We start from the raw sequence: 12,987 nt of genomic DNA, 5'->3' as shown, positions 1-12,987 counted from the left end.
GTGGCATTTTAGCATTTACTAACATTCTGAACGAGCCCCGTGCCCGCGCGCGGTACGCCGTCTCGCCTCACGCAGACGCTGCAGACAGTATAATTGCCGACTTCCGGGAAACCGGAGGTATGCGCCAGCGCGTGACCCATGACCCTGTCTGCCGGCAGAGCAGCTCCCAGGAGGCAGCAGGGCACACCGCGCCCTTTCCCGCGAAAGGGCGTCGGGCTTTGCGTCGGACCCGGCATCAAGATCGGGCCGGCGCGTCATGACTCGCTGTACCAGACCGATCCGGAAGTGGTGCCGTGGGCCATCGGGCCGACGGCGGTTCGGCCATCGGGCCGACTCTACCTTGAGGGAGGTTTTCCATGACGTCGCGTCAGTCGACCATCATCTACACGCTCACGGACGAAGCGCCGCTGCTGGCCACGTGCTCGCTCCTGCCCGTCATCCGCAAATTCACCCAGCCGGCGGGCATCCACATCGCCACCAGCGACATCTCGGTGTCCGCCCGCGTGCTCGCCGAGTTCGGCGACTGCCTCGACGACGCCCAGAAGGTGCCCGACAACCTCGCCGAGCTCGGCCGCCTGACCCAGGATCCGGACACCAACATCATCAAGCTGCCCAACGTGAGCGCCTCGGTGTCCCAGCTCAAGGCGTGCATCAAGGAGCTGCAGGACAAGGGCTACGCGATTCCCGACTTCCCCGATGATCCGAAGAGCGACGCGGAAAAGGCCATTCGCGTCCGCTACGGCAAGTGCCTCGGCTCGGCGGTGAACCCGGTGCTGCGCGAGGGCAACTCCGATCGCCGCGCCCCGGCCGCGGTCAAGAACTACGCCAAGAAACACCCCCATTCGATGGGCGAGTGGAAGCAGTGGTCGCGCACCCATGTGTCGCACATGGAGCACGGCGACTTCTATCACGGCGAGAAGTCGATGACCCTCGACAAGGCGCGCAACGTGCGGATGGAGCTGATCACCGATAGCGGCAAGACCGTCGTCCTCAAGGACCAGGTGGCCTTGCTCGACGGCGAGATCATCGACTCCATGTTCATGAGCAAGAAGGCGCTGTGCGAGTTCTACGAGCAGCAGATCGAGGACTGCCGCGAGGCCGGCATCCTGTTCTCGCTGCATGTGAAGGCCACCATGATGAAGGTCTCGCACCCCATCGTGTTCGGCCACTGCGTGAAGATCTATTACAAGGACGCCTTCGAGAAGCACGGCGAGCTGTTCGACAGGCTGGGCATCAACGTGAACAACGGCATGGTCGATCTGTACGACAAGATCAAGACCCTGCCCGAGTCGATCCGCGACGAGGTCATCCGCGATCTGCACGCCTGCCAGGAGCACCGCCCCGAGCTGGCGATGGTGGATTCGGCCAAGGGGATCACCAACTTCCACTCGCCCAACGACGTGATCGTGGACGCCTCCATGCCGGCCATGATCCGCTCCGGCGGCAAGATGTGGGGCGCCGACGGCAAGCAGTACGAATGCAAGGCCGTGATGCCCGAATCGACCTTCGCCCGCATCTACCAGGAGATGATCAACTTCTGCAAATGGCACGGCAACTTCGACCCGGCCACCATGGGCACGGTGCCGAACGTCGGCCTCATGGCGCAGAAGGCGGAGGAATACGGCTCCCACGACAAGACCTTCGAGATCGCCGAAGCCGGTGCGGTCAACATCACCGACATCGACACCGGCGAAGTGCTGCTGTCGCAGCAGGTCGAGGAGGGCGACATCTGGCGTATGTGCCAGGTCAAGGACGCGCCGATCCGCGATTGGGTCAAGCTGGCCGTCACCCGTGCCCGCAACTCCAACACCCCGCGGTGTTCTGGCTCGACCCCTATCGTCCGCACGAGAACGAGCTGATCAAGAAGGTGAAGACGTATCTCAAGGATCACGACACCAGCGGTCTGGACATCCAGATCATGTCCCAGGTGCGCGCCATGCGTTTCACCCTGGAACGGGTCGTGCGCGGTCTGGATACCATCTCGGTGACCGGCAACATCCTGCGCGACTACCTCACCGACCTGTTCCCGATCATGGAACTGGGTACCTCGGCCAAGATGCTCTCCATCGTGCCGCTGATGGCCGGTGGCGGCATGTACGAGACCGGGGCCGGCGGCTCGGCGCCCAAGCATGTGCAGCAGCTCGTGGAGGAAAACCACCTGCGCTGGGATTCGCTCGGCGAATTCCTCGCCCTGGCGGTGTCGCTCGAGGAGCTTGGCATCAAGGAGGGCAACGACAAGGCCAAGATCCTGGCCCGTACCCTGGACGCGGCGACCGGCAAGCTGCTCGACAACAACAAGTCCCCGTCGCGCCGCACCGGCGAGCTGGACAACCGCGGCAGCCACTTCTACCTGGCCATGTACTGGGCCGAGGCGCTCGCCGCGCAGGACGAAGATGCCGAGCTCAAGGCCTTCTTCGCGCCCCTGGCCGCGCAGCTGGCCCAGAGCGAGGAGCAGATCATCGCCGAGCTCGCCGAGGTGCAGGGCAAGCCGGTCGACATCGGTGGCTACTACCAGGCCGATCCGGCGAAGACCGAAGCCGTCATGCGTCCGAGCGCCACGTTCAACGCGGTGCTGGCCATGTGAGGCGTCTTGCTCAGGGACGGAAACGCCCGGCCATGTGCCGGGCGTTTTTTTATTCCGTTGCGTTATCGACGCCGCCGTGGCGGGAACGCATCACGATTTTGAGCGATAATCCGCGATGGAGCGCACGGCCGATCGTCGTGCGTCCACGCGCAGCGCCCGCCGGCCCCTCCCAAACGCATTCCGTCGGAGGCGCGGTCATCCCCGATCCGGTCGACGCGCTGGCGTGTCCTATACGAGCCAAAACGAGGGAGCAGGAATGAGCGCATCTCACATCAAGGTACCCGCCGAAGGACAGAAGATCGTTGCGGGGCAGCCGATCCCGAACCATCCGATCATCCCCTACATCGAAGGCGACGGCATCGGTGTCGACATCACCCCGGTCATGATCAAGGTGATCGACGCTGCGGTTCGGAAAGCCTATGGCGGCGAGAAGAAGATCCACTGGATGGAGGTCTATGCCGGCGAGAAGTCCACCCGGATCTACGGTCCCGACGAGTGGCTGCCGAAGGAGACCTTCGACGCGCTCAAGGAATTCGCCGTGGCCATCAAGGGCCCCATGACCACCCCGGTGGGCGGCGGCATCCGTTCCCTCAACGTGGCACTGCGCCAGGAGCTCGATCTCTACCAGTGTGTGCGCCCGGTGCGCTACTTCAACGGCGTGCCCTCGCCGCTGAAGGACCCGTCCAAGGTGGACATGGTCATCTTCCGCGAGAACACCGAAGACATCTACGCCGGGATCGAATGGGAGCCCATGAGTGATGGCGCCAAGAAGGTCATCGCCTTCCTGCAGAACGAGATGGGCGTCAAGAAGATCCGCTTCCCGGAGACCTCCGGCATCGGCATCAAGCCGGTCTCGAAGGAAGGCACCGAGCGACTCGTGCGCGCCGCCATGCAGTACGCCATCGACAACGATCGTGCCAGCGTGACGCTGGTGCACAAGGGCAACATCATGAAGTTCACCGAAGGCGCCTTCCGCGACTTCGGCTATGCCCTGGCCAAGAACGAATTCGGCGCCGTGGAACTGGACGGCGGCCCGTGGTGCAAGTTCACCAACCCGAAGAGCGGCAAGGAGATCATCGTCAAGGACGTGATCGCCGACGCCTTCCTGCAGCAGATCCTGCTGCGTCCGGCCGAGTACGACGTGATCGCCACCCTGAACCTCAACGGCGACTATGTTTCCGACGCCCTGGCGGCGCAGGTCGGCGGCATCGGCATCGCGCCGGGGGCCAATATCTCCGACCAGTATGCGGTGTTCGAGGCCACCCACGGTACCGCGCCCAAGTATGCCGGTCTGGACAAGGTCAATCCGGGCTCGCTGATTCTTTCCGCCGAGATGATGCTGCGTCACCTGGGCTGGACCGAGGCGGCCGATCTGGTCATCAAGGGCATGGAGGCGGCCATCGCCGACAAGCAGGTCACCTACGACTTCGCCCGCCTCATGGAGGGGGCCGACGAGGTGTCCTGCTCGGAGTTCGGTGATGCGATGATCGCGCGCATGTAAGCTGGTCCGGCGCCATCAGGACCCCCGCTGCGGCGGGGGTTTTTCGTGCACAGGGCACATGGCGGGGACTGCGGATGTATGACATATGAGATATGATGGTCAGGTTTTTGTGGCGCGCGTCGCCGCTTGAATCCATGTCTTTGTCGCTTGTCCGAGAGGTTTCCTCATGAAGTTGTCCCCGCAGACCGTATTCGTCCCTGTCCTGCTCACCTTGCTGTCCGCGTGTGCCACCCAGGCGCCCGTTCAACCGGTCGCCAAAACCGATCCGGTGCCGGTCGTTGTCTCGCCGGTCGCGCAACTGCAGTCCCAGCTCGAGGGGCTGGATGCCATGGGGGTGACCGTCGAATCCAGCGCCACCGGTGTGCGCGTCACCATGCCGGGCGCCATGGCCTTCGCGTCGGGCAGCAGCGAGGTCGATCCGGCTGCGCGTGAGGCGCTCGACCGGATCGCGACGGCGATGACCGCCGTGTCCGCCAGTCGCGCCGTGATCGTCGGCCATACCGACAGCGCCGGCAGCGCCCGCTACAATCAGGCCCTGTCCGAAGCGCGTGCCGACGCGGTACGCGCCTACATCGCCGGCAAGGGGGTCGAGACCAGCCACATGACCGCCGAAGGCCACGGCGAAGACGAGCCGGTGGCCGACAATGCCACCGCGGAGGGGCGTGCCGCCAACCGTCGGGTCGAGATTGTCATTGCGGCGCCGTGAGCGCGGCTGAGTGATGACCGGGCATTGCCCCCGGTCGATGTGAAAAGGCCGGGCGGTGCCCGGCCTTTTCTTTATGGCGCGTCAGATCAGGCCGTCGAACATCTGCACCTCGACCGTCTCGCCGGCCGTCACGCTCTCGCGCGACTCGGGCAGGACGATGAAGCAGTTGGCGTCCGACATGGAACGGAGCACGCCCGAGCCCTGGGCACCGGTCGGCTGCACCGTCGCCTCGCCGTTTTCCTGGCGGAAGATGGCGCGCACGTATTCGCGACGCCCGGGCATCTTGCGGATATCCGCCAGGCAGCGTGCCGGATGGGTGGGGCGCTCGGGTAGCGGTTCGACCCCCATCAGCGTGAGCAGGGCGTCCTGGACGAACTGGTAGAACGTCACCATGACCGCCACCGGGTTGCCCGGCAGGCCGAACAGCCAGGTCGTGCCGATGCGGCCGAAGGCCATGGGCCGGCCCGGCTTGATGTTGAGCTTCCAGAAATCCACTTCGCCCATGCGCGCCATCATGTCCTTGATGAAGTCCGCTTCGCCGACCGATACGCCGCCCGAGGTGAGGATCACGTCCGCACTGGCGGCCGCGTCGGCGAACGCGGTTTCGAGGGCTTCGGGGCGATCCGGGATGACGCCCATGTCGATCAGCTCGCAGCCCAGCCGCGTGAGCACGCCGAACAGCGTATAGCGGTTGCTGTCGTAGATCTGGCCGGGGGCCAGGGGCTTGCCGATCGAGGCGACCTCGTCACCGGTAGAAAAGAAGGCGACACGCAGGCGCCGGCGGACCGTGACTTCGGCAACGCCCAGCGAGGCGATGAGGCCGAGTTCGGCCGGGCCGACGCGGGTGCCGGCGCTCAGCGCGGGGGCGTCCTTGGCCAGATCCTCGCCGGCACGGCGCAGATTCTGCCCGGGCTTGAGGGGGCCGGTGACGGTCACCGTTTCGCCTTCGACCTGGACGAATTCCTGCGGCACGACGCAATCGGCGCCGTGCGGGATCATGGCGCCGGTCATGATCCTGACCGCCTGCGCCGAGCCCACCTGGCCGGAGAAGGCGGTGCCGGCGAAGGCGGTGCCGACGATCTTCAGGGCGGTGGTCCCGGGGGCGGCGGCATCGTTGCTGCGCACCGCGTAGCCGTCCATCGCCGAGTTGTCGTGGGCGGGGACATTGTGCGGCGCAATAACGTCGTCGGCCAGGATGCGCCCGAGCGCGTCGCGGATCGCCACGCGTTCCCAGCCCCGGATCGGGGTCAGCGCGGAATGGATGGATTGCCGGGCTTCATCGACCGACAGGGCGGTTCGGCTGGCGGCAACTGCGGGTTGTGTACTGGTGCTCATCTGGATTCCATGCTCATGGGCGGAGCCGGGCGTCGTGCCGGCATGCTGCGCTGCGTTGCTCGAAGCGCCGTATGTGCCGTCGTTGCTGGGTTTGCGCCGTTGACAATCATTTTGTTCGCGTTATGCTGACACTACGTTCGCGGTACTGCAACCAATGACCGCGTGAGGGAGAAAAGGCGCCCTCCGATTTTTTTGCCATGCGCTATTCATCGGAGGAGATAACGGTTCTGAGAAACCCATGCCGAGAAAAAAATGGACATCCTAGAGGAATCGGTCAATGCAGAAATCACTTCATATTGATCCCGCCAAGTGCACCGGCTGCCTGCAGTGCGAAATGGCATGCTCGTATGAGCACCACGGGGTCTTCAATCCGTCGAAGTCCCGCATCAAGGTCTTCAACTTCGAAGCCGAGGGCCGCAAGGTGCCGTACACCTGTACCCAGTGCTCCGAGGCCTGGTGCATGACCTCCTGTCCGGTGGACGCGATCACGCTCGACGCCTCGACGGGCGCCAAGATCGTCCATGAAGACGTGTGTGTCGGCTGCAAGGTGTGCACCATCGCCTGTCCGTTCGGCACCGTGAACTACATGGCCGATGCCGGCAAGGTCCAGAAGTGCGATCTGTGCGACGACAATCCCGCCTGTGCCAAGGCCTGTCCGACCGGTGCGATCACCTATATCGATTCGAGCTGGACCGGCCTGGACAAGATGCGCCAGTGGGCGTCCAAATCCACGTCCGCGAACGCCTGAGGAGGAACCCGTCATGGCATGGAACCGTCAAGTCCTGCGCGTGAACCTGACCGCAGGCACGTGCACCTCCGAACCGCTCAACATGGAATGGGCGGACCAGTACCTCGGCTCCCGGGGTCTGGCGACCAAGTATCTGGTCGAAGAGACCGATCCGAAGGTCGACCCGCTGTCTCCCGAGAACAAGATGATCATGTCCACCGGTCCGCTGACCGGCACCATGGCATCGACGGGCGGACGCTACACCATCGTGACCAAGGGCCCGCTGACCGGCGCGATCGCCTGTTCGAACTCGGGTGGCTTCTTCGGCGCCGAAATGAAGTTCGCCGGCTGGGACATGATCATCTTCGAAGGCAAGTCGCCCAAGCCCGTCTACCTGTACGTGGAAAACGAGAAGGCCGAATTGCGCGACGCCTCCGACCTGTGGGGCAAGACCTGCTGGGAAACCGAGGAGACCATCAAGGAGCGTCTGCAGGATCCGCTGGTGCGTGTGTCCTCCATCGGCCGTGCCGGTGAGAACGAAGTGCTGTTCGCCTGCGTGGTCAACGACCTGCACCGGGCGGCCGGCCGTTCCGGTGTCGGCGCGGTGATGGGCTCCAAGAACCTCAAGGCCGTGGCGCTGCGTGGCACCAAGGGCGTGGGTGGCATCAAGGACTTCCCGGCCTTCCTGCAGGCGACCCAGGACGCCAAGAAGGTGCTCGCCGAGAACGCGGTGACCGGCCAGGGCCTGCCGACCTACGGCACCCAGGTGCTCATGAACGTGATCAACGAGATCGGCGCGCTGCCGACCCGCAACCACAGGGACGTGCAGTTCGAGGACGCCTCCAAGATCTCGGCCGAAGCCATGCACGAGAAACGCGAGAGCGACGGCAAGACGCAGCTGATCACCAATGCCGCCTGCTTTGGCTGCACCATTGCCTGCGGTCGTATCTCGCAGATGGACAAGGATCACTTCACCGTCAAGAACAGCCCGAAGTACTGGGACGCTTCCGGCGGGCTGGAGTACGAAGCGGCCTGGGCGCTGGGCGCCGCCAACGGCGTGGGCGATCTGGAAGCGCTCCAGTACGCCAACATGCTGTGCAACGAGGACGGCATGGACCCGATCTCCTTCGGCGCCACCATCGGTGCGGTGATGGAGCTGTACGAGATGGGCGTGCTCACCAAGGAGCAGATCGGCATCGAGGCGCCCTTCGGCTCCGCCGAAGCCCTGGCCAAGATGGCCGAGATGACGGCGACGGGCGAGGGTTTCGGCAAGGAGATCGGCCAGGGCTCCGCGCGCCTGACCAAGAAGTACGGCCATCCCGAGTTGTCCATGAGCGTCAAGGGCCAGGAGTTCCCGGCCTACGACTCGCGCGGCATCCAGGGCATGGGCCTGACCTACGCCACCTCCAACCGCGGTGCCTGCCACCTGCGCAGCTACACCGTGGCCTCCGAAGTGCTCGGCATTCCGGTCAAGACCGATCCGCTGACCACCGAGGGCAAGCCCGAACTGGTCAAGGCCTTCCAGGACGCGACCGCGGTGTTCGATGCCGCCGGTATCTGCGTGTTCACCTCCTTCGCCTGGACGCTGGCCGACGTGCAGCCCCAGCTGCAGGCCGCCTGTGAAGGCGACTGGTCGATGGAGAAGCTCAACGAGGTCGGCGAGCGCATCTGGAACATGGAGCGCCAGTACAACAACGCGGCCGGTTTTACCGCCAAGGATGACAACCTGCCGCCGCGCCTGACCACCGAGCCGGCCAAGGTCGGTCCGGCCAAGGGGCTGGTGAACGGGCTCGACAAGATGCTGCCCGAGTACTACCAGATCCGCGGCTGGACGCAAGACGGCGTGCCGACCAAAGAGACCCTGGAACGCCTGGGCCTGTAATCGCTTCGAGGCATGACCTGCCCCCGGCCGCGGCGCTGTGTCGCCGTCGGGGGCGTCTCGTCGCGGGCTGCCGAACGTGCGGCCCGAGCCACGGAGTCAATGAGGACTACACCCATGAAATACGTGATTTTGGGTAACGGCCCGGCCGGCGTCGTCGCCGCCGAGACCCTGCGTGCGCAGGACAAGGACGGAGAGATCCTCCTGGTCGGCTGCGAAAACCTGCCGCCGTATTCGCGCATGGCGATTCCCTACCTGCTCGAGGAGAACATCGAGGAGCCGGGGACGTATCTGCGCAAGAAGCAGGGGCATTTCGAGCAGCTGCGCATCGACCAGAAGAATGCGCGGGCGGCCGCCGTCGATGTGAACCGCAAGATGGTGCATTTCGTCGACAACAGCGTCGAATCCTACGATCGGCTGCTGATCGCCACCGGGTCGCACCCGGTGCGTCCGCCGATTCCGGGACTGGACCTGCCCCAGGTACAGAACTGCTGGACGCTGGAAGACGCCCGTGCCATTGCCCGGCTGACCAAGCCCGGCAGCCGCGTGATCCAGCTCGGTGCCGGTTTCATCGGCTGCATCATCATGGAGGCACTCGCCAAGCGGGGCGTGGAGCTGACCGTCGTCGAGATGGGCGACCGGATGGTGCCGCGCATGATGACGCCCAAGGCCGGCGGCATGATCAAGCAGTGGGTGGAAGAGAAGGGCATCCGCGTGCGCACCGAAGCCCGGGTCGAGAAGATCGAGCCGGTGGGCGGCCAGAAGAAGGACAGCGGCGGCATGTTCACCCGGCTGGTGAATGCGCTGACCGGTGGCGATGCCGAGCAGCCCGCATCGGCGCATGAGGGGCCGGTGTCGGTGACCCTGTCCACTGGTGAAGTCATGGAAGCTGACGTGGTCATCGTCGCCGCCGGCGTCAAGCCGAACATCGATTTCCTCGAGGGGACCGGAGTGAAGGTCGAGGCCGGCGTGATCGTCGATGCCGGCATGCGTACCAACGTGCCGGACATCTACGCCGCCGGTGACGTGGCGGCCGGGCTGGATTTCTTCACCGGTGAGCCGATGGTCTCCGCCATCCAGCCCAACGCTGCCGACCAGGCCCGTGTCGCTGCCATCAATATGACCGGGGGTGAAACCGAACTGCCCGGCGTGCTGGCGATCAACGTGCTCGATACCCTCGGCCTCATCTCCACCTCCTTCGGGCAATGGTGGGGCGACGAAAACGGGCAGGGCGTGGAGCTGGTGGAGGAATCCAAGTACCGCTACATCAGTCTGCAATTCAAGGACGACGTGCTCATCGGCGCCACTTCGATCGGCCGAACCGACCACGTGGGTGCCTTGCGCGGCCTCATCCAGGGGCGTCAGAACCTGGGCGAGTGGAAGGATCGCCTGCTGGAGAATCCGGCGGCCTTCTTCGAGGCCTATGTGGCGGTGACCCAACCCACCTCGCTGGCGCGGAACGCTGCATGAAAGTGGCATTCAAGTTGTTTGCGACCCTGACGGACTACCTGCCGCCGGATCGCAAGGGCAACGTGGTTACGCTGGACGTGGACGAGGGCACCCGGGTGCAGGATCTGATCGATCGTTATCAGGTTCCGGAAAAGCTGGCGCACCTGGTCCTCGTCAACGGCGTGTTCATCCCGCCGCAGCAGCGGCGGGCGCACGCCCTCAAGGACAATGACGAACTGGCGGTCTGGCCACCCGTGGCCGGTGGCTGACCGTGTTCACCCCGCATTCCCTTGAGTGCTTCGAACGAGAGCTCGGCGCCACGCTCGCCGAGTTCGAACGGGGTCTCCAAAAGGCCGCCCCGGGCGCGGTTTCATTGCTCGGGGCTGGCCTTTTTTTTCTCCAGTGCGGTAATGTCGAGCTCAGGATGACGGCGCAGCCGCATCCGCCGCGCCGGATCGGGCTGTTCGAGATTCCGGTGTTGAAGGTGACCTATCGATTTTCCGGCGGCGACGACGCTGAGAGACTGGCGTTGCTTGGCCGACTGGACCGGGCCATGCAAAGAGGAGGGGGCTAGCCCGATTGAACGGATTGACGCAGGCATTTGTCGATGCGTTTGCCCTGTTAGGCAGTTTTGATCACCGTGTTGCCCGAATCGTCCTGCTGTCCCTCGAGGTCAGCGGTTCGGCGGTGTTGATCGGCACACTGATCGGTTTGCCACTGGGAGCCTGCCTCGCCGTTGGGCGTTATCTCGGCAAAGAGATAGCGGGTGTCCTCATCAACGGCCTCATGGGCCTGCCACCGGTGGTGGTGGGCGTGGTGGTCTATCTTGCGCTCTCCCGCTCCGGCCCGTTCGGGGAATTCGGCCTGCTGTATACGCCACAGGCCATGGTCATCGCCCAGGTGGTGCTGGTGGTGCCGCTCATGGCCGCCATCTCCCGCCAGGTGGTCGAGGACGCCTGGCGCCAGTACGAGGAAGAACTGGCCGCCTTGCGCTTCAGCTGGTGGGACACCGTGCGGGCGCTGCTGCACGACTGCCGCTTCTCGCTGATGGTGGCGGTGCTGGCCGGACTCGGGCGCGCCATGTCCGAAGTCGGTGCGGTGATGATCGTCGGCGGCAACATCGACCGCTTTACCCGGGTCATGACCACCACCATCGCGCTGGAGACCAGCAAGGGCGACCTGCCCCTGTCCATCGCGCTCGGCATCGTCCTGATGGCGGTGATCCTCGGCCTCAACGGTACCGCCTTCCTGATGCGCACCTGGGTCATGAGGCGCTTCGGATGAGCCTGTTTCCCCTCCGCCTGCAACAGGTGCACTTCTCGCCCAACGGCCGCCACGTGCTCGACGGCGTGGACCTGACCCTCACCGGCGACGGCATCACCATCGTGCTCGGCCCGAACGGCGCGGGCAAGAGCGTGCTGCTGCGTACCCTGTGCGGGCTCATCCCGCCCTCGAGTGGTGTCCTCGACTACGGCGGCCAGCCCTTCGATGGTGCCCGGATCGGCATGGTCTTCCAGCACCCCATGATGCTGCGCTCCTCGGTGCTCGAGAACGTCACCCTGGGCCTGCGCCCGCGCGGCGTCGGGCGGCGCGAGCGCGAGGCCTGCGGCCTGGCCATGCTCGAACGCATCGGCCTGGCCGACCGCGCCCGCGACAACGCCCGGCGCCTGTCCGGCGGCGAGCAGCAGCGCCTGGCCCTGGGCCGGGTGTGGCTCACGCGCCCGCAGCTGCTGCTGCTCGACGAGCCCACCGCCAGTCTCGATCCGTCCGCGGTGGAGGCCGTCGAGACCATCGTGCGCGAGATCCGCACCGACGGCGCCAAGATCGTCATGACCACCCACAACCTCGGCCAGGCCACCCGCCTGGCCGACGACATCGTCTTTCTGGCCGAGGGCAAGGTGCGGGAACACGCCTCCGTCCGCGGCTTTTTCACCCAACCGGCTTCGGAAGAGGCCAAACGCTTCATCGAAGGAGAACTCCCATGGCACGTCGCTTTCTGAGTCGTCTCACCGCCGCCTTGCTGATCGGCGCCGCCGCCATCGGCGCGCAGGCGGGCGAGAGCATCATCGTCGCGTCGACCACCTCGACGCAGAACTCCGGCCTGTTCGACTACATCCTGCCGATCTTCGAGAAAGAGACCGGTATCGGCGTCAAGGTCATCGCCCAGGGTACCGGCAAGGCGCTCGACACCGGCCGCCGCGGCGATGCCGATGTGCTGCTGGTGCACGACCGGGTCAAGGAAGACAAGTTCGTCGAAGAGGGCTACGGCGCCTATCGCAAGAACGTGATGTACAACGACTTCGTCATCGTCGGACCCAAGAGCGATCCGGCCGGCATCAAGGGCGACAAATCCGCCACCGACGCCTTCACCAAGATCGCCGACAGCGGCAGCCCGTTCGCTTCCCGCGCCGACAAGAGCGGCACCAACGCGGCCGAGAAGCGCTTCTGGGTGGCCACCGGCAAGGGCGTACCCGAGGGCAAGGACTGGTACAAGGAAACCGGCTCCGGCATGGGGGCGACGCTCAACACCGCCGCCGGCATGGACGCCTACACCCTCACCGATCGGGGTTCCTGGGCCAACTTCAAGAACCGCCAGAACCTGGAGATCCTGGTCGAGGGCGACCCGAAACTGTACAACCCGTACGGGGTCATCCTGGTCAATCCGAAGAAGCATCCGCATGTGAAGGTCGAGGCGGGCGAGAAGTTCATCCACTGGATCACTTCCGACGCCGGCCACAAGGTCATCTCGTCCTACAAGCTGCACGGCGAGCAGCTGTTCTTCCCGCTCAAGGCCGAGTAAGCCGGC

General features: G+C 65.0%; 11 protein-coding genes and 1 pseudogene. 11 read left to right on the top strand and 1 reads right to left on the bottom strand.

Annotated elements, in window-relative coordinates:
* Window positions 1-356: 356 nt before the first annotated feature.
* From G3580_RS13895 to G3580_RS20400, 3 genes and pseudogenes are all read left to right on the top strand, one after another.
* Window positions 357-2,584: pseudogene (locus G3580_RS13895) on the top strand (NADP-dependent isocitrate dehydrogenase).
* Between the two features lie 256 nt (window positions 2,585-2,840).
* Window positions 2,841-4,085 (top strand): NADP-dependent isocitrate dehydrogenase, encoded by a 1,245-nt coding sequence (gene icd, locus G3580_RS13890; protein ID WP_173766446.1) that lies wholly within the window; start codon window positions 2,841-2,843, stop codon window positions 4,083-4,085.
* A 166-nt stretch (window positions 4,086-4,251) separates the two neighbouring features.
* Entirely contained in the window at window positions 4,252-4,791 is a 540-nt protein-coding gene (locus G3580_RS20400) for an OmpA family protein (protein WP_173766444.1), read from the top strand.
* Window positions 4,792-4,872: 81 nt separating this feature from the next.
* On the opposite strand, the gene moeA is transcribed toward G3580_RS20400, so the two are convergent.
* Window positions 4,873-6,126, bottom strand: a complete 1,254-nt coding sequence (gene moeA / locus G3580_RS13880) for a molybdopterin molybdotransferase MoeA (RefSeq protein WP_173766442.1) — start codon at window positions 6,124-6,126, stop codon at window positions 4,873-4,875.
* Window positions 6,127-6,403: 277 nt separating this feature from the next.
* Between moeA and G3580_RS13875 the strand changes: the two genes are divergently transcribed.
* From G3580_RS13875 to G3580_RS13840, 8 genes are all read left to right on the top strand, one after another.
* Entirely contained in the window at window positions 6,404-6,874 is a 471-nt protein-coding gene (locus G3580_RS13875) for a 4Fe-4S dicluster domain-containing protein (RefSeq protein WP_173766440.1), read from the top strand.
* A gap of 13 nt (window positions 6,875-6,887) precedes the next feature.
* Window positions 6,888-8,735: an aldehyde ferredoxin oxidoreductase family protein gene (locus G3580_RS13870; protein ID WP_173766438.1), complete on the top strand. Its 1,848-nt coding sequence runs from the start codon at window positions 6,888-6,890 to the stop codon at window positions 8,733-8,735.
* 114 nt (window positions 8,736-8,849) lie between these two features.
* On the top strand, window positions 8,850-10,202 hold the full coding sequence (locus G3580_RS13865) for an NAD(P)/FAD-dependent oxidoreductase (protein WP_173766436.1): 1,353 nt from the start codon (window positions 8,850-8,852) through the stop codon (window positions 10,200-10,202).
* The gene (locus tag G3580_RS13860; protein WP_173766434.1) at window positions 10,199-10,450 is read left to right on the top strand and encodes a MoaD/ThiS family protein; all 252 of its coding nucleotides are present in this window, start codon (window positions 10,199-10,201) and stop codon (window positions 10,448-10,450) included. The genes G3580_RS13865 and G3580_RS13860 overlap by 4 nt, the downstream gene beginning before the upstream one ends.
* Before the next feature lie 2 nt (window positions 10,451-10,452).
* Entirely contained in the window at window positions 10,453-10,755 is a 303-nt protein-coding gene (locus G3580_RS13855; protein WP_228720672.1) for a hypothetical protein, read from the top strand.
* A 5-nt stretch (window positions 10,756-10,760) separates the two neighbouring features.
* Complete coding sequence (locus G3580_RS13850; RefSeq protein WP_173766432.1) at window positions 10,761-11,465, top strand: ABC transporter permease; 705 nt, start codon at window positions 10,761-10,763, stop codon at window positions 11,463-11,465.
* The gene (locus G3580_RS13845) at window positions 11,462-12,181 is read left to right on the top strand and encodes an ABC transporter ATP-binding protein (RefSeq protein WP_173766430.1); all 720 of its coding nucleotides are present in this window, start codon (window positions 11,462-11,464) and stop codon (window positions 12,179-12,181) included. Before G3580_RS13850 ends, G3580_RS13845 begins: the two co-directional genes overlap by 4 nt.
* Complete coding sequence (locus tag G3580_RS13840) at window positions 12,163-12,981, top strand: substrate-binding domain-containing protein (protein ID WP_173766428.1); 819 nt, start codon at window positions 12,163-12,165, stop codon at window positions 12,979-12,981. Before G3580_RS13845 ends, G3580_RS13840 begins: the two co-directional genes overlap by 19 nt.
* Window positions 12,982-12,987: the final 6 nt, after the last annotated feature.

This window comes from Nitrogeniibacter mangrovi (assembly GCF_010983895.1).
Taxonomy (GTDB): domain Bacteria; phylum Pseudomonadota; class Gammaproteobacteria; order Burkholderiales; family Rhodocyclaceae; genus Nitrogeniibacter; species Nitrogeniibacter mangrovi.
The sequence above is the reverse complement of the archived record's forward strand: the minus strand, read 5'-3'. Positions and strand labels throughout refer to the sequence as shown.

What these genes read in the sequence shown, in the direction of transcription:
- icd (WP_173766446.1), top strand. Translation starts at nt 2,841, where the DNA reads ATGAGCGCATCTCACATCAAGGTACCCGCCGAAGGACAGAAGATCGTT.
- G3580_RS20400 (WP_173766444.1), top strand. Translation starts at nt 4,252, where the DNA reads ATGAAGTTGTCCCCGCAGACCGTATTCGTCCCTGTCCTGCTCACCTTG.
- moeA (WP_173766442.1), bottom strand. Translation starts at nt 6,126, where the DNA reads ATGAGCACCAGTACACAACCCGCAGTTGCCGCCAGCCGAACCGCCCTG.
- G3580_RS13875 (WP_173766440.1), top strand. Translation starts at nt 6,404, where the DNA reads ATGCAGAAATCACTTCATATTGATCCCGCCAAGTGCACCGGCTGCCTG.
- G3580_RS13870 (WP_173766438.1), top strand. Translation starts at nt 6,888, where the DNA reads ATGGCATGGAACCGTCAAGTCCTGCGCGTGAACCTGACCGCAGGCACG.
- G3580_RS13865 (WP_173766436.1), top strand. Translation starts at nt 8,850, where the DNA reads ATGAAATACGTGATTTTGGGTAACGGCCCGGCCGGCGTCGTCGCCGCC.
- G3580_RS13860 (WP_173766434.1), top strand. Translation starts at nt 10,199, where the DNA reads ATGAAAGTGGCATTCAAGTTGTTTGCGACCCTGACGGACTACCTGCCG.
- G3580_RS13845 (WP_173766430.1), top strand. Translation starts at nt 11,462, where the DNA reads ATGAGCCTGTTTCCCCTCCGCCTGCAACAGGTGCACTTCTCGCCCAAC.
- G3580_RS13840 (WP_173766428.1), top strand. Translation starts at nt 12,163, where the DNA reads ATGGCACGTCGCTTTCTGAGTCGTCTCACCGCCGCCTTGCTGATCGGC.